Below are 15,691 nucleotides of genomic sequence, written 5' to 3'. Positions count from 1 at the left end.
GTGGGTCGAGTCACTATCGTTGCCATTCCGGGCAAGGAGTTCAAAACCGTAGTGGCGGCGATGAAGGAGATTGACAAGTCTCTGCCGAAGCAGTTGAGGCGTCAGTTGCGTGAAGCGGTGAAGCCCTTGGCGGAACAGGCTAGGGCAAACGTGCGAGCCATCCCTACACACGGTGACAAAACTACCGGTCTTCGTGAAAAGGTTGCTCGTGGCGTCGGTATCCGCACCAGCACGCGCAACTTGGTGCGAGTCACTACGCGTATGCCACAAAAGAACATGGCAGTTATTCCGCGTGGTCTCGATACCGAGTCGGGGTGGCGGCATCCGGTGTTCGGCGACAAAAATGTGTGGGTGCAGCAGAAGACCGGCGGCTCGTGGTTCAGGGAAGAGATCGCCGAAGGCCGCGACGAAGTGGCCGAGGAGCTGCAAGAGGTCTTGGATAACGCCGCCAAAACCGTTGCCCGAGCCGGCGGACCGATCATTCTCCGTCGACGCTAATCGAAGACTGGGGCGGCCAGGGTTTCGCGGGTAGCCCTGGCCGTCCCTCCTTTCCACCCGTAAACCCGTACCCGCAACTGAAGGTGAGATAGCAATGACGTTGCTCTCGAAGGAACAGATCCTCAAGGCCAACGACCGTAAGACCGTTGATGTTTATGTCCCTGAGTGGAGCGGGACTGTTCGTCTGCGTTCTCTGACCGCCAAGGAGCGTGACGACTACGAAGCGTCGTGCCACGAGATGAAGAACGGTGTCGCTGTTCCGAAGATCGAGAATGTTCGGGCTCGTCTGGTTGCGCTGTCGGCCGTCGACGAGGACGGCAACTGCATGTTCAAGTCTGCGTCTGACCTTCTCGACTTGAGCGGCAAGGCGGCCACACCAATCAACCGCCTGTTCTACGCAGCGGCCAAGTTGTCCGGGCTGCGGCCGGAGGACATCAAGGAGCTTGAGCAGGGTTTCGACGACGCCCAGAGCGAGCCTTCCTGTTCAGACTCGCATTGAAACTGGGCATCCCCGTAGCTGAACTGCTTGAGCGGCTGTCTAGCGATGAGCTGGCGGAGTGGATCGCGTACGAGCGATACGCCGGGCCATCGGAAATGTGGACCGCTGAAGTCCTCGCGCAGATCCACGAGCTTCTGCAACAGATCGCCTACTGCGTTGGTGCCCAGGTGAAGGCTCAGCTTCCTAGGCCGAAGCGCTACCCGAGGCCACACGAGTCTGTCTCGTGGGCTGAACGACGACGGAACCACGAAGCGGAACCAGCGAAGACGAAAAGTGAAGTCATTGAGTCGCTGAACGCCGCATTGGATCGGCGAGAAGCAAAGAACGAAAGCGGGTGACGAGCCATGACTCTACGTGGTTCGTCACCCGCTTTCGTTGTGTCTGAACGGCTGGTGACCTGATGGCGAACATTGTCACCAGTCTCGGCTTCAATATCTTCTCCAAGTGGGACAGTACTGGCGCTGTTCGCGCCCGGCGTGACATTAAGCAACTTGATGAAACGTTTATCGAGCATGCGCGCAGCATCCAAGTGTTGTCTCGTAGGTTCAAGGTTCTGAGCACGAGCATCATTGCGTTCTCTCCTGCCTTGGTTCCTCTGTCGAAGAGTCTGCTTGCTGTCGCTGGTGGTATTGCTGCTGCGTCGACGGCTGCCGCCGCCGGTGTTGGAGTGTTCGGTGGTGCCATTGCTCTGACGACCACGAAGGCAATGGAAAACGCAGAAGCGGTTAGTGAGGCGCAAGCCGAGGTCGAGAAGTATCAGGAGGCGGTTAACAACGCTACACCAGGTACCGACAGTTACCGTAATGCTGTTGCCAAGCTCTCCGCGGCGAAGCTCGCGCTTGCCGAGGCGGAAGGCAAGCATACCGCGGCGCAACGCGAGTTCACTGCATCCGTTGAGAATGCCAAGACGTCACTGAACACGTTCAGCGATACGGTCTCCGGATCTGTTCTGCCACCGGTGACGTCGTTCGTGAACACGGTGGCGTCAAGCATCCCGAAGCTTGTTCCGCTCGTTGAGGCAATGGCGCCCGTTGCGAATAGGGTCGCGGATGCGTTCCAGCGTTGGGTAGACACGCGCCTTGACGATTGGGTGTCGTTCCTGGCCGCAAACGCCGTACCCGCCACAGAGTCGTTCTTGCAGATTGCGAATGATCTGGGTGCCGTATTCGGCCGACTGCTTCGAGATTTTCAGCCGTTCGGGCAAGAGATATTGAGGGTGCTTGCCCAGGGGACCGGCCTACTGAGGCAGTGGGCCGAAGAGGGAGGATTCACGAGATTCATGGACACGGTGAAAGCCGAAGGTCTCGCTGTTCTCGAATTCCTCCGCGCCCTGGGCGCAGTGATTAAGAATCTACTGACGACGATGGGCACATTGGCACCATTGTCGCTTGCGATCGCCACCGCACTGTTGAAGATTGTCGCGGCGATCCCGCCTGATGTGCTTGCCGGAATTGTTGCTGGCTTCCTCGCCTTGAAGGCAGTCCTCGGCGGCATAATAATCGTGAAAACCATCCAGGAGGGCGTCGTCAAGCTGAAGATCGCGCTGAAAGCGATCCCCATCGTCGTCAACGCTATTAAGATTGCTTGGACCGCTCTGGGCCTTGCCTTCATCGCGAACCCCATTGGTCTCACGATTGCGGCGATCGTTGTCGGCATCGGTCTGCTGGTTGCCGCGTTCGTAATCCTCTTCAAGAAGTCTGATGGGTTCCGCAACTTCTTCATCGGTGTGTGGGAGGGAATCAAGTCCGCCGCCGGAACAGCAGTAAGCGCCATCCAGACAGGTTGGAACGCCTTTGTTGCGTTCCTCCAGGCTGGAGCGAACATCATCAAGAGCATTCTGCACGCCATCGATCAGGCGTTCCGGATTGTGCTGGCAGTGGTCGTCACGCTGGTTATTGCGCCACTGATGTTGGCCTGGAAGGGGCTTGTCGCCGGCCTCGAATTTGGCTGGCAGACACGGATTAAGCCGATGCTAGAGGCTTTGGGAAATGCTTTCATGTTCCTGTGGAAGCATTTCGTCGAACCGGCCTGGGATGGGATTAAGCTTGCTATCAGTATTGCCTGGAGTCAAATGTAGGCAACGTGGGAGCTTCTGAAGCAAGGACTTCAATTCGTCGGAGACAAGTTCCAGTGGCTCTGGGACAACATTGTTCAGCCCGTCTGGAACTTCATCGTTGCTGCCATCAATGTGGCCTGGAGTCAGATGCAGGCGACTTGGGAAATCTTGAAGCAGGGGCTTCAGTTTGTCGGAGACAAGTTCCAGTGGCTCTGGGACAACATTGTTCAGCCCGTCTGGAACTTCATCAAGTCGGCGACACAGGCTGCCTGGGATTTCATGAGCCCAGTCTTTGACGCCATCAAAACGGGAATTGGGTTCGTAGCCGATGCGTTCGACCTGGCGAAGAAGGCGATCGAGATAGCCTGGAACGCTATTCAGGAGGTAGCGAAGGCGCCGGTTCGGTTCATCGTCAACACAGTCTATGACGAGAACATCAGGCCGCTGTTTAACACGGTCGCCGAGAAGCTTGGCGTAGAGTTCCGGCTGCCCGAGAAGCGCGTCAACTTCGCAACGGGTGGTTTTGTTTCCGGCCCCGGTGGGCCAACTGCGGACATGGTTCCTGCCATGTTGTCGGCCGGCGAGTTTGTCATCCCGGCGCAGCGTGTTCGAGACCTTGGGGTGGGGTTCTTCGAGGCTGTACGTAGCGGAGTGTTCCCGTCGTCGCGTTTTGCCGAGGGTGGCCCAGTCGACGTCATCGACATCGTTGCCGGGGCGAGCCCGTTCGCTGCCGTCGACAAGGCGGCGCAGAAAGGCTGGAACGCCCTTATTGACATGTTCGCGAACGCCGCGAAATCCGCGCTGGGCCTGCTGCCTGCCACAGGAGGAGCTTTCCGCGACGCCTTGAAGGCGGGCGGCGACACGGCCATCGACTGGATGGTTGAGAAGCTGAAGTTTGCTTCTACGGCCAGCCTTGAGGGGTTCCAGCCTGGCGCTGGCGTGGCGCAGTGGCGCCCCCAGGTGGAGCAGGTTCTGCGCATGCTGAACGAGCCGTTGAGCTTGGTTCCGAACGTGCTGCGCCGGATGCAACAGGAGTCGGGCGGTAATCCGCGTGCGGTGAACTTGTGGGATTCCAACGCTGTGGCAGGAACCCCGTCGGTGGGCCTGATGCAGGTGATCCGCCCCACCTACCAAACGTACAAGGGTCCCGACAACCCGCCCCACATGCATGGGGTGTCGATTGACCCGATCTCGAACATCTATGCCGGATTGAACTACGCGCGGAACCGGTATCCGTCCATCCAGTTTGCCATGGACAAGCCCGGTGGCTACCGCCATGGTGGCCCGGTCCAGGTTTTTGACCATGGCGGTGTGGTTGATCCTGGCTTGTTCATGGGCATCAACGGTACCGGTGGCCGTGAGGTGTTGCTCAACGCCGCGGATATCCAACCACGCGGCGACATCAACTTCGCCCCGCAGATCACTGTCCATGGGTCGATGACGCGCGAGGTCGAGGACAAGCTCATGGATGACCTCACCGAGCTGGCCAGGAATATCAAGACTAAGACGGGTGGGAGGATCTGACGTGCCCACCTTTGATCTTTCTCCCGTTGCCGATGCGCTCAACGACGGATGGGCACTGGTGGGCACTGGTGTCACCAGGCTGCACGAGGCGTGGAACAACACCGACGACACCAAATATGCAAAGGTTCCGGCCTCGAAGGGTCGGGCCGCTGTCACGTTTCCGGTTGATGACGAGACCCTACCCGAGGGTGCGGTCATCACCTCGGTGTCCATCCATGTGCGCGCCAACAAAATCACTGGTGAAGCACCACCGTTGACGCTGGAGCTGTCCAGCAGAGACGACACGTCTGTGTTCGTGTCGCGCACCATCTACCCGGGCGGCACCATCGGCGGTGACGCAGACCCGTCTCTGACGCTGGAACGCGACCCGCAGGGCCAGCCATGGGACATGCACCGAATCAATCAGCTCCTGTTCCGCGCCTTCTCGTACGAATCCGTTGCCGATGCCCTCCGCATCTACCGCGTGTTTGCCCGTGTCTCGTATCGTGTGCGGCCGTCGCTGAGGCTACGCGCACCCTCCGGCACGATCATCACTGCTGCCCCGGAGATTCGTTGGGACTACATCCAAGTTGACGGCGACCACCAGGCCCGCGTCGACATCAAAATCTTCACCGATGCCGTGCGGTTCGCGCCTGACTTCAACCCCGAGTGGTCCGAGCACGTCTTCTCAACAACCATCAGCAAGGACATCACCAGATTCCGGCTACCTGAAGCCCTAGAACCAGGCGTGTACTGGGTCGCCGTTCGTGTCTGGTCCCTGTTCTTCGTGCGTAGCCTGTGGTTTCTGCGTCAGTTTGTCTGTCGCGCCGTACAGCCTGGCATCCCAGGCACAGGAGATGCTTCCTCCGCTGGCGCGGGCACTATCACGGTCGTCGAAGACAATCTTCACTCTGCGACCGTCATCACTGTGCGTGATTCGTCTAACCTGCTGTCGTATCAGGCCGCGGACTTTGAAGATCAGAACGATCCTCTTGAGTACACGGCATCGAACTGCACTCTCAGCCGGGACACCAGCGTTGGGTTTGAGACAGGAACCGCGTCGCTGAAACTCGCGGCCACCACTGCCGCTGACATGTCTGCTACGTCGAGTTTCGTTGAGGTCTCGGCGAAAGCTCCGATCACCGTGCGGGCACAGGTGCGCGCGGCCACGACAGCTCGTAGCGTCACCGTGAAAGCCGAGTTCTATGACGCCTCGTTCGCCGTGACTGGAACGGCGATCTCGCAGACGAAAACCAACGTTGTCAGCTCCTGGACGTCATACGTGGCGAGCGGCACCGTGCCTGACGGTGCCGTGTACGCGCGCGTGTTGGCCACGGTAGCCGTGCCGGACGCCGCCGAGGTGCACCACGTTGACCGGGTCGGGTTGCACTACGGAACCAACGTGGCGTGGTCGGACGGCGGTCACTCTGGTAGGAACATGCTGAGTAACTTCCTGTCCACTGCTGAGGGGACTGCGCCAGCCACAGGCGTGTGGGAAGCGGCTAACTCGGCGACGTCGGTGGCCGTTGTGACTGCTACCGGCACGGGCGCGGATGGTGCCAAGGCGTTCCAGATGACCTACAACGGCATCAGCCCGACCATTGCCCACCGAGCAACCGGGGCGATCTTCTCGTCCACATCGAGCGGCACGTCCTTCACGTTGAACAAGCCGACCGGCGTGGTCACTGATGACTTGATGATTGCGTTCATTCAGGCGGATAAATCTACGGGTATCACGCCCCCGGCGGGCTGGACGCTCATCGACTCGGTGCCTGTTTCTGGGAGCGACACCGAGCAGTCGCTGTGGGTGTTGGCTCGTACCGCCGGGGCGTCGGAACCGTCGTCCTGGACGGATGGATTCATCGATGAGGCAGCCAACCGACGTCAGGCCGTCGTGGTCGCATACGACGGAGCGGCGCACCTCGATGACCAGTTCATCGCCAACCAGGTCAAGGCTGATCTCTCGGGCAGCGACAAACACACGACACAGGTCGTGTCGAACACCGACCCTAACGCATGGCGCATCTGTGGATTCGGTTTTCGCGATGACGTGTCCGCTGGGACCATGACTGCGAACACTCAGCCCCCGTCGGACTTTGCGATCTCGTTCCGCGGTTCCGCTACGCCGTGGACGGTCGGGACCAGTAGTACTGATACGTTTCGCATCAACAAGCCATCTGGAGTCCAGGAAGGCGATTTGATGATCGCCCAGGTGGCGTGCCGGAACAACATCACTTCGATTACCACGCTACCCACAGGTTGGACCCAGGAACGGCGCATCTTCCAGGACGATAACGACTCGCCCTGTACTGTCTTCATCCTCAAGAAGACCGCTGGCGTCTCAGAGCCGAGCCAGTGGAGTGGAACGCTTTCGTCGTCAACCAAACCCATCGTTGTGACGGCGGTTGCCTACAAGAATGCCAAAGACGCCACTTTGCAGTTCATCGCCGAGAACGGCTCGACCAGCCCGAGCGGCGACACGATCACCACAGCTACCGTCACCAACACTAACAGCAACTCGTGGCGCATCTGTGGTTACGCTGCGACCCAAACTAGCCCGTCGACGTGGTCATCGTCCGAGACGAAGAAGCGCACTGAAGGCGACGACGGCTTCTGCCAGGGATTCCCCTTCGAGGAGTGCTTTGGGATCACCAACGCCCTCTTCGATTCCGATGGGGTTGTGCCGACGGGCGACTACTCGCGCACGGGTACTCTGTCTCGGTCGTACTTCGCCGCCGTGTCGTGGATCGCGATTATCGCGTCCGAGGACACAGCGCCAGCACCCCCGCCCAACGAGACGTCTCGGGTGGACAACACATTCGGCGGAGTCTCGCCGTTCATGTCATTGGGTGTGTTCGACTCGAACGGAACCGTAGATACCGGTGATATGTCCGTCACCGCGGACTTCAGCAACGACACCCCGCTGTCGTCGGTGAGCTGGATCGGACTGATCAGGCCGGAATCGTCGGCGTTCGAGGGACAGCCGGAGGTTCGCACCGACACCACCGTCCGGTTGGATGATGTTCCCGCCGCGGCGTTGAATGCCACAAGTCGCAGAGTCACCGCTACCGCCTCGTTCCTGGGGTCGACAGGTGGCACACCGTTCCTCAAGATACGGTTCTACCGCGGCAACCGCGTCATCGACACCCAAGTTGCGCAAGGCAAGTCCTTTAATGACACCACGTGGCGTAAAAGTGTCGCCACATTCACCATGCCCGAGGGAACGACCCGACTCCAGTTGCACCTGTATGCGACCGATCGAGTTGTGGCTGACACGGTCTCGTTCGACCGCTGCGGAGTCATGCTCGGCGAACCAGACAGCTTTGACGACTTCCCTTGGCGCTCCGGCACCGCCAACGACGCTCACCCCATCTTGGTCGTTCCGCGCATTGAATTCGCCGAGGACGAGGGGACAGGATACGGGGACTGGCAGCGCCTCGCTGGCCAGGACTCCAACCTGATTGCGTTCAGCCCCATCACGGGCGAAGCAACGTTTATCGACCACACGGTTACCCCGCTGGTGACACGGAAGTACCGGGCCAAGGCGCGATCCTACGGCCTTCAGGGTGACGTGTTCGAGTCGAGCTTTGGGCCGGACAGTGACCCTGTGAGGATCACGGCCGCGCACTGGTGGCTCAAGGACATCCACGACCCGGCGCAAAACATGACGTTGAACGTTCGATTCGGCCCGTTCGATGTCGAAACAGACAACTCGACAGCAACACATCAAGTGTTGGGCAGCAAGTTTCCGATCGTCCAAACCGATGGTTTCCGATCCGATCGCTTCGCTGTAATCGCGATCTTGGACCGCGACGCAAAGGCCAAACTAGAAAGACTGATCCTCAGCAACAGGACACTGTACTTGCAAAGCGACGTTGACGACGCGTGGTGGGTGCGCGTTGAAGGATCCGTGAAGAAGACGACGCTGCCCACTGCTGACAGGCGCACCATGCCCATTCGGGACTACACCATCACGTTCGTTGAGGTAGAGCCGGAGCTATAATGCCCAGGCAGTCAGACCGCTTCTACACGGAAATACGCCGCTCACATCATCCGCTGGCGTTCGTGGAAGCTAAGGGCATCAACGGCGAAGTGGTTCGCCTCACGGTGAAGTCCGGTGACGTGTCCGTGGACCGGACAGCCTCCCCCAGGCGGTCCTTGAACGTCACGGTTGTGGATACCACCGGGGCGCTGGTGCCGGATAAGACTCGCGGCCTGCTCACCCCATACGGCACTGAACTGCGCCCCTTCCGGGGTGTCCGCTACAGCGACGGCACCACGGAGCTGGCGCCGCTCGGCGTGTTCCACCTGGCGAAGGTTGATCCGTCCGAATCGTCCAGCGGCGAGCAAGAAATCAAGGTCGAGGCGTTTGACCCGTCGCGGAGGGTGATTCGCGACAAGTTCATCCGACCTTACACGATCGCCCCTGGTACGCCGATCATTGCTGTCATCCAGCGCATTCTCGCGCGCACCTACCCCAACCTGGAGTACGACATCGTCCCGTCGCCGATGGTGACGACACAGACGATCGTGTACGACGCTGGGGATGACGCGTGGGAGGCCGTCACTGAGCTGGCCGACTCCATGGGCGCAGAAATCTACTTCAGTACCGTCGGTCGCGTGGTCATCGCACCACCGAACGATGTGGACGCGAATCCTGCCCCGGAGTTCACCTACATCGAAGGACCAGGCTGCACTCTGACGTCGTTGTCATCGACGCTGAGCGACGAACCCGGCTTCAACGGTGTCGTCATCATCGGCGAGTCTCCGGGTGACGATAAGCCGCCCGTGAGGGCGGAGGCGTGGGACGAGGAACCAACCTCCCCAACCTATCGGCACGGCCCGTACGGTGAAGTGCCGCTCATCATCCGTGACTCGAACATCAAAAGCACCTTTGACGCTGTGGTGGCCGCGAAGAAGAGACTCAACGAACTGTTGGGATTCGTCGCGCAACTGTCCATCACATCCGTGGTGAACCCAGCGCTGGAGGCCGGTGACGTGGTTCTTGTGCAACGCAAGCGCTCCAAGGTAGACGATCTGTTCACGATTGACTCATTCAAGGTGCCCCTGCTTGGCACTGACACGCAGACGCTACAGATCAGGTCGAAGCGGAGGCGAGCGTAATGTCTCGCGAGGAGGAGCAGCGTCGACAAGCGCAGCGTGACGCTGTACTGCGTGACCTGGCTACACAGATCAACCTGATCGTCGCAGGCTTGCAGAAGCCCCCCGCTCTACGCAAAGCCAAGGTAGTAGCGATTGACGCCGGACCGCCGCCGAGTTTGACGATCCAACTGTCCGGCGACGACACGGTGAACATCGCTGGCGTGGCCTATGACTATTCATATGTACCGAGCGTGAACGACATCGTGACGTGCGTGAAGCAGGGCAACAGTCTGCTGGTGACGGGTAAGCATGCTCCACAGCAGTTGACCGTTGCACCGGAGACCATCGAGGCCGAGCATCACGTCAAGGCGACGTCGACAGGATCTGCCAGGTTTGCCACAACCGGTCACCACCGGCACACGTCGGGAGTGACCAACCTGGGAGACATGGATCACACGCACGGCAATGAAATCAGCCGCGGTTTGGTTCACCAGGCCAAAGACGGTGCAAGCACGACTTTCGGGACCACTCCGGTGCAACTGTGGTCCGTTACGAAAAACACTGTTGCGAACCACTACTATGCGGTTAGCCTGCGCGGCCTGGCGAGTATTTCCGGTGCGGGTGGCAGTGGCGCTGATGCTGATTTCAATGTGCTGGTTGACGGAGTCGTCAAGGACGGGCATACGGTTCATCTCGGTGTTAACGATCTGAAGTTGCCAGCTAATTTCACGGGCATCGTGCAAGCCGTCGACGGCTCAACCATCTTCTCTATCGAGGTCAGCCGTCAAGATGACGTGAACGGCGGAACCGCGACGATGCATGCCGGACACGCCTTTAACGTAGTTCACTTGGGCGACGGGGGGGCAAACCCATGACACCAGAACTTCTACTTTCCGTTTTCGGACCGCTGGGAACGGTCGTCGCGGGATACGTAGCAACACGTCAACGTCAGTTGCGCCGTGAGATCGAAGAGCTTCGCTCGTTTCGCGTCGCCGCGCTCCACTACATCGGGAGCCTGGTGTACCTGATGGCCAGCGCAGGACTCACACCACCGAAACCGCCTGAAGAGTTGGGCCTAGACCTGTCGAAGGTCAACGACGACTAATGGCCCTTCTCGCCCGCAACTCACGCGCGCCCGAGGTTCGACGCCGTGACCTGAAGCATGGACTGATTCCCTGGTTCTACCGCAACGCTCAGGCCGGTGGTGGCTTCAACGCAGACCTGGAAGGCAACCAGAACGTCCTCTTGGACTGGATCGCCAAGCTGTGCGGGCCACCGGGCGCTGAATTCCGGTGGTACTTCACCTCCGGCTACCGCAACGAACCGGGCAGCTACCACGGTGCCGGCAAGGCAGTGGACGTCGCTACCGCATACCCGAGCGACTGGGCCTCCATGTCCGAGATGGCTCGCCGGCTCTATGACCACTCCGACCAGTACCTGGAACTGATTCACACTCGGTCTGACGGCGGAGGCTACTACGTCAAGAACAAGCAGCGCGTCGGACCGTACGCCGTCGCCGGCCACCGCGACCACATCCACCTTGCCGCCAACGTGTCTGACATCGCTGCCGTGGCGCCCGAGCTTCGTCGGCGCGGTGTGGACTACTCGTGGGGGCGCCCCGATCCTCACGAGCTTCGTCAGGCCGGCTATACCTTCGCCGTCCGCTACGTGACCAACTCCGGAACCACCGGTAAGGAGTTGACGGCGCGCGAGGCGGATGCGTTGAAGGCGGCTGGCCTATCCATCGTTGTCGTGTACCAGACGACCGCGGACTGGGCCAAGGGTGGCTACAACGCCGGTCGAGCCGCCGCCGAGAACGCGTTGCGCTTCTCCCGCCAGGCAGGCAGTCCACAGGACCCATTCATCTACTTCGCGGTTGACTTCGACGGCCATGGTTCGCAGGTGGCATCCACGTTCGACGGCATCGCGTCGGTCATTGGTGTTGGTAAGACCGGCGTCTACGGGTCGTATCGCGTCTGTGAGTACTTGCTGGGGGACAACCCGTCACGCAAGCGGTTCGTGGCTAAGGCGTGGCAAACACGATCCTGGTCCGCAGGCAGTTGGGACACGCGGATCAGCATGGCACAAACCGACGTCGACACCGTGGTGAACCCCATCCGCTTCCGAGGGCACGCAGTCGACTACAACCTGAGCTTCGGGTTCGACTTCGGTCAGTGGGACGCATCATCGTCCTCAGCTTTGAGTGGGCCTGACTGGGCATACCGGTTCCCAGTTGTGCGCGCGGACGGCCAAGACTACGACAACCGCACCATCGCAGCGTGGGAGAACGCCGCCTACAAGAAGTGGCATGCCCGCAACAGTCATGCTCTCGCCCAACAGATTGCCGACGAGCTTGAAGCCATCGAGGCGGAACTACGTGGAGATCGTTAGCCGCGCCCAGTGGGGTGCCCGCTACGACAACGGAGACGGGCCGGCGCCACTACCGGCATCAGAGATTTGGTTGCATCATTCGGTGACCCCGGCCCCGTCGATCAACGCTTCGTTCGCGACGGATGCTTCCGCAGTGCAACACATCGAGCAGATCGGCGAAGACCGCTTCGGCAGTGGGATCAGCTACACGTTTGTCGTGACACCGTCCGGACGGGTCTTCGAGGGACACTCGGTTGACCGCCAGGGCACACACACCTCTGGCCGCAACAGCATCGGCCGCGCCATCGTCCTGGTGGGTAACTACGAGACCGACATCCCCACCGCAGCCCAGAAACGCGCCGTTGCAGCCCTGCTACGACATGGCTATCAGGCAGGCTGGTGGAGACAACAGCGCATCACTGGCGGACATCGGCAGGCCCCCGGCAACGCTGATACCGCGTGCCCAGGACGTAACGCTCTCGCAGCTATCCCGGAGATCAACCAGCGTGCCCAGGAAGGCAACGATATGTCGTGGAACTACCCGATCCCTGTGGTGTCGGACGACGGCAACTACTACACCGACAAGAAGATTCAAGCTTGGGAGAACGCAAGCTACACCGAGTGGCACTCGCGCACAGTGCACGAAATCCTTAAGGAAGTACTCGTTGCAGTGCGCGAACTGCACGACAAGGTGTCATCTCCGGCTGTGACTGATGAGCAACTTGACACAGTGGCCGAGAAAGCGGCTGACATACTCGTGCAGCGGATGAGCAAGAAGGACTGACATGTACGAGTACCGCGCCGCAGTGGTCCGCGTAGTCGACGGCGACACGGTACGACTCGACATCGACCTAGGAATGGACGTGCACATCTACGACGTGTCGTGTCGCCTTGAGGGCATCGACGCGCCAGAGGCACACACACCGGAAGGCCGGGCATCGAAGTTGTGGCTGGCGAACCTGCTACGACCGGGCACCGAGGTTTGCGTGAAGACGACGAAGGCCGACAAGTACGGCCGCTACCTCGTCAAAATGTGGCTCGGGGAGCAGCATGTCAACGCCGCACTGGTAGACGCCGGTCATGCCCACTGGAAGACATGGTGATCTGCATAGCGTGTCGACAGGCCGGAGACCTCAACGAGGCCGCCTTGGCCGAGGACGACGAAGCGACGCGGGCCTCCATTGATGCGTACCACGCCGCGTGCCGTGGATGCGACTGCCAGCACCGAACCGGCCACTGGGTGGTGGACGCAGACGAGTAAGCACCCAGCAGCCCCCTCCGTCATGCGACGGAGGGGGCTGCTTTGGCGTGTCCGGGCGCTGCCTGGTAAACACAAGGCGGCCCCCGTAGGTACCTGCTACGGGGGCCGCCTTGTGTCTGGGGTACCTACACCATCCCGACGCGCCTAAACTCCACAACCAGGCTCTCAGCGGCAGCTAGGCGAGTCCTCCACAGCCGCACCCAGCCACGGTTGCCACGGGACCACCCCGGTTGGATCACCGGCCCGGCACAGTGGTACAGACGAGCCTCCCAGCCTCGCACCCCGCGGTCGGCGCTGGTCCGGGTGATCAGCCCGACCATGTTCCCGTCGTGACAAACAGTCCAACGCCCCCGCTCCCGATCAATAGCATCCTGGGTAAGCGTCCAACCCTCGCCCAGTGCCTCCGTCATGTACACCACACGCTCAGACATCGATCCTCCGTGTTCAGTCTTCGTATTCATCATCGATCACCACGCCTACAACAACGGCCAACACAACAGCGAATACAAGCAGCAGCACCCAGGTGGTAATCACGCCACCACCCGAAGTCCGTACCGCCGTCCATACCGACGAATCAGCCGGTGAGCCGGAACCCGTCCGGACTCGGGTGCGTGCCGCCCGGACGGCGAACCCGACGCGTAGTGATACGACAGGTAGATCCAGACGACGCCGGTCAACGCCAGCACCGTCCCCAGCATCAAGAGATGGATCACGCCGACCTCCGGCGCGAGGTAGCTGGCTGCCCACTCGGCGACACCGAGACGATGCCCCCGTCGTCGACCACAGCGTTCGCCCCGACCTCACACAGCAGCCGTCGGGAGCCATCCGGCATGATGCGGTGCACCGTGATGTACCAGCGTTCGCCGGACGTCAGCCGAGGGAGCAACACGCCCCTGTCGAGGTGTTCGTCGAGGAGCCCACAGGCGTAGTCCTTCGCCGGCCTGGTAACTGGCTCGCCACGCTCCCAGCCCAGATAGAAGCCGTAGTCGTCGACGTCTTCCGTCGCGACCAGGTGACGGCTGCCCTTCACGATGCGGTAGTAGCTCACCCGATGCGGGTGCAGAGGTTCCATCAAGATCACTTCCTTGGGGCCGATGATCCCGGCGACGGATCTCCGATGGTGGCAACGCTGCCAGACTCTAGTAAAGTAGACACCAGGTCCATCCTCCGATCAGGTGTTTCCTCTGGGCTGCTGAGCTGCATATACGCTGCGAGTCATGACCGTTGACAGGGGCACCCCTCGTGCCCGGGTACTCGGGGCTCGCCTACGTGAGGCACGACAACGCGCTGGCCTGAGCCTGCGACAGATGGCCGAAGCACTCGGCAACGTCAGCCATACTGCCGTTGGGCACTGGGAGACGGGACAGCGTTCGCCTTCGTCAGATCGCGTTGATCAGTTCGGGAGGATTACCGGAGCTTCGGAAAACGAGCGGAAAGAGCTTGTTGATCTGGCTCAGGATGTTGACGGCCCACACTGGTTCTCAGTCGGAATGCCGACACAACAGCAGCAACTTTCCGCACTGATCGAATTGGAGCGGACGGCGACACAGATAATCGAGGTGATATATACCCTCATGCCGGGCTTGCTCCAAACGGCGGATTATGCCCGTGCCTTGATGACGTCTGGGGGAATCCCAAAGCGGGAGATTGAGACACGCGTCGCAACACGGATTGGTCGTAGGGAAGTACTCCGTAGCGGCTCTACTCGCTTGTTGGCTATCATTGGCGAGCCGGCAATTTTGTCGACCATGGGTGATACAAACGTCATGATCGACCAACTAAGGTTCCTGCTTAAAGCGGCACAGTGGGAGACTGTTGATCTCCGAGTAACGCCAACGCGGACAGGGTGGCATCCTGCACTTGAAGGGTCGTTTATGTTGCTCAAATACGAGTCTGCTGATCCTGTTGTGCACCTTGAAAACCGAATTTCGGGGCAGTTTCTGCACCAAGCACACGATGTCGCAGCGTACGAAGAAGCACTAAAAGTGATGCTGGACGTGTCATTGACCCCAGACGAGTCACTGGGTTTTATCTCGAATCAAATCAGCCGATTGGAGTCCCTGTAATGCAGTGGCGTAAGAGTGCCCGGAGCACTCAAACAGCATCTTGCGTTGAAGTCGCCGGTTTACCTACCGGTGCGGCCGTCCGTGACAGTAAGAACCGTTCCGGACCTATGCTGCGGTTCGACCGTGCCGCGTTCGCGGCGTTCGTGGCTAGCACCAAGCAAGGCAAGCTCGACCTGAACTGAAGTAACAGCGGAGCGGCGGAGGACTGCGTGTCTTCCGCCGTTCGCGCGTCTGGAACCACCTGTGCGCGCCTGTCACACTGGGGACCATGCAACACGATGACTGGCCAGTATCCGATGCGTGGAAGGCAGCGGGGGTCCACTGGCACGCCTACA

General features: G+C 60.3%; 14 protein-coding genes. 12 read left to right on the top strand and 2 right to left on the bottom strand.

All coding sequences use genetic code 11. The annotated features are described in order from the left end of the window. From IEY55_RS13790 to IEY55_RS13745, 10 genes are all read left to right on the top strand, one after another. The gene (locus IEY55_RS13790; protein ID WP_189057755.1) at window positions 1–498 is read left to right on the top strand and encodes a hypothetical protein; all 498 of its coding nucleotides are present in this window, start codon (window positions 1–3) and stop codon (window positions 496–498) included. Between the two features lie 94 nt (window positions 499–592). Further along, a complete protein-coding gene (locus tag IEY55_RS13785) occupies window positions 593–997 on the top strand; it encodes a hypothetical protein (RefSeq protein WP_189057753.1) in 405 nt (134 codons plus the stop codon). A gap of 400 nt (window positions 998–1,397) precedes the next feature. Then, on the top strand, window positions 1,398–3,074 hold the full coding sequence (locus IEY55_RS13780; RefSeq protein WP_189057751.1) for a phage tail tape measure protein: 1,677 nt from the start codon (window positions 1,398–1,400) through the stop codon (window positions 3,072–3,074). A gap of 126 nt (window positions 3,075–3,200) precedes the next feature. Beyond that, window positions 3,201–4,577: a lytic transglycosylase domain-containing protein gene (locus IEY55_RS13775; protein ID WP_189057749.1), complete on the top strand. Its 1,377-nt coding sequence runs from the start codon at window positions 3,201–3,203 to the stop codon at window positions 4,575–4,577. Between the two features lies 1 nt (window position 4,578). Next, complete coding sequence (locus IEY55_RS13770; protein WP_189057747.1) at window positions 4,579–8,559, top strand: hypothetical protein; 3,981 nt, start codon at window positions 4,579–4,581, stop codon at window positions 8,557–8,559. After that, the gene (locus IEY55_RS13765; protein ID WP_189057745.1) at window positions 8,559–9,680 is read left to right on the top strand and encodes a DUF5047 domain-containing protein; all 1,122 of its coding nucleotides are present in this window, start codon (window positions 8,559–8,561) and stop codon (window positions 9,678–9,680) included. Before IEY55_RS13770 ends, IEY55_RS13765 begins: the two co-directional genes overlap by 1 nt. Beyond that, window positions 9,680–10,534, top strand: a complete 855-nt coding sequence (locus IEY55_RS13760; protein WP_189057743.1) for a hypothetical protein — start codon at window positions 9,680–9,682, stop codon at window positions 10,532–10,534. Before IEY55_RS13765 ends, IEY55_RS13760 begins: the two co-directional genes overlap by 1 nt. Before the next feature lie 229 nt (window positions 10,535–10,763). Further along, entirely contained in the window at window positions 10,764–12,050 is a 1,287-nt protein-coding gene (locus tag IEY55_RS13755) for a DUF1906 domain-containing protein (RefSeq protein ID WP_189057741.1), read from the top strand. After that, window positions 11,968–12,813, top strand: a complete 846-nt coding sequence (locus IEY55_RS13750; protein ID WP_308424758.1) for an N-acetylmuramoyl-L-alanine amidase — start codon at window positions 11,968–11,970, stop codon at window positions 12,811–12,813. Before IEY55_RS13755 ends, IEY55_RS13750 begins: the two co-directional genes overlap by 83 nt. A 1-nt stretch (window position 12,814) precedes the next feature. Continuing rightward, the gene (locus tag IEY55_RS13745) at window positions 12,815–13,132 is read left to right on the top strand and encodes a thermonuclease family protein (RefSeq protein ID WP_189057736.1); all 318 of its coding nucleotides are present in this window, start codon (window positions 12,815–12,817) and stop codon (window positions 13,130–13,132) included. A gap of 688 nt (window positions 13,133–13,820) precedes the next feature. Here IEY55_RS13745 and IEY55_RS13740 read toward each other — a convergent pair. Together IEY55_RS13740 and IEY55_RS13735 are read right to left on the bottom strand one after the other, a co-directional pair. Then, window positions 13,821–14,003 (bottom strand): hypothetical protein, encoded by a 183-nt coding sequence (locus IEY55_RS13740; protein WP_189057735.1) that lies wholly within the window; start codon window positions 14,001–14,003, stop codon window positions 13,821–13,823. Beyond that, complete coding sequence (locus IEY55_RS13735; protein WP_189057733.1) at window positions 14,000–14,362, bottom strand: hypothetical protein; 363 nt, start codon at window positions 14,360–14,362, stop codon at window positions 14,000–14,002. The genes IEY55_RS13740 and IEY55_RS13735 overlap by 4 nt, the downstream gene beginning before the upstream one ends. 145 nt (window positions 14,363–14,507) lie before the next feature. On the opposite strand from IEY55_RS13735, the gene IEY55_RS13730 reads away from it, so the two are divergent. Together IEY55_RS13730 and IEY55_RS13725 are read left to right on the top strand one after the other, a co-directional pair. Further along, on the top strand, window positions 14,508–15,356 hold the full coding sequence (locus tag IEY55_RS13730; RefSeq protein WP_189057731.1) for a helix-turn-helix domain-containing protein: 849 nt from the start codon (window positions 14,508–14,510) through the stop codon (window positions 15,354–15,356). Continuing rightward, window positions 15,356–15,538 carry a DUF397 domain-containing protein gene (locus tag IEY55_RS13725; RefSeq protein ID WP_189057729.1) on the top strand — a complete coding sequence of 61 codons (183 nt, stop codon included), beginning with the start codon at window positions 15,356–15,358 and terminating at the stop codon, window positions 15,536–15,538. The genes IEY55_RS13730 and IEY55_RS13725 overlap by 1 nt, the downstream gene beginning before the upstream one ends. Window positions 15,539–15,691: the final 153 nt, after the last annotated feature.

The sequence above is a fragment of the Longimycelium tulufanense genome, from assembly GCF_014645795.1.
GTDB classification, from domain to species: Bacteria; Actinomycetota; Actinomycetes; order Mycobacteriales; family Pseudonocardiaceae; genus Longimycelium; species Longimycelium tulufanense.
The sequence above is the reverse complement of the archived record's forward strand: the minus strand, read 5'-3'. Positions and strand labels throughout refer to the sequence as shown.

Coding starts and splice junctions, on each gene's coding strand:
- IEY55_RS13735 (WP_189057733.1), bottom strand. CDS start 14,362: ATGGAACCTCTGCACCCGCATCGGGTGAGCTACTACCGCATCGTGAAG.
- IEY55_RS13775 (WP_189057749.1), top strand. CDS start 3,201: ATGCAGGCGACTTGGGAAATCTTGAAGCAGGGGCTTCAGTTTGTCGGA.
- IEY55_RS13755 (WP_189057741.1), top strand. CDS start 10,764: ATGGCCCTTCTCGCCCGCAACTCACGCGCGCCCGAGGTTCGACGCCGT.
- IEY55_RS13725 (WP_189057729.1), top strand. CDS start 15,356: ATGCAGTGGCGTAAGAGTGCCCGGAGCACTCAAACAGCATCTTGCGTT.
- IEY55_RS13745 (WP_189057736.1), top strand. CDS start 12,815: ATGTACGAGTACCGCGCCGCAGTGGTCCGCGTAGTCGACGGCGACACG.
- IEY55_RS13760 (WP_189057743.1), top strand. CDS start 9,680: ATGTCTCGCGAGGAGGAGCAGCGTCGACAAGCGCAGCGTGACGCTGTA.
- IEY55_RS13780 (WP_189057751.1), top strand. CDS start 1,398: ATGGCGAACATTGTCACCAGTCTCGGCTTCAATATCTTCTCCAAGTGG.
- IEY55_RS13730 (WP_189057731.1), top strand. CDS start 14,508: ATGACCGTTGACAGGGGCACCCCTCGTGCCCGGGTACTCGGGGCTCGC.
- IEY55_RS13765 (WP_189057745.1), top strand. CDS start 8,559: ATGCCCAGGCAGTCAGACCGCTTCTACACGGAAATACGCCGCTCACAT.
- IEY55_RS13785 (WP_189057753.1), top strand. CDS start 593: ATGACGTTGCTCTCGAAGGAACAGATCCTCAAGGCCAACGACCGTAAG.
- IEY55_RS13750 (WP_308424758.1), top strand. CDS start 11,968: ATGCCCGCAACAGTCATGCTCTCGCCCAACAGATTGCCGACGAGCTTG.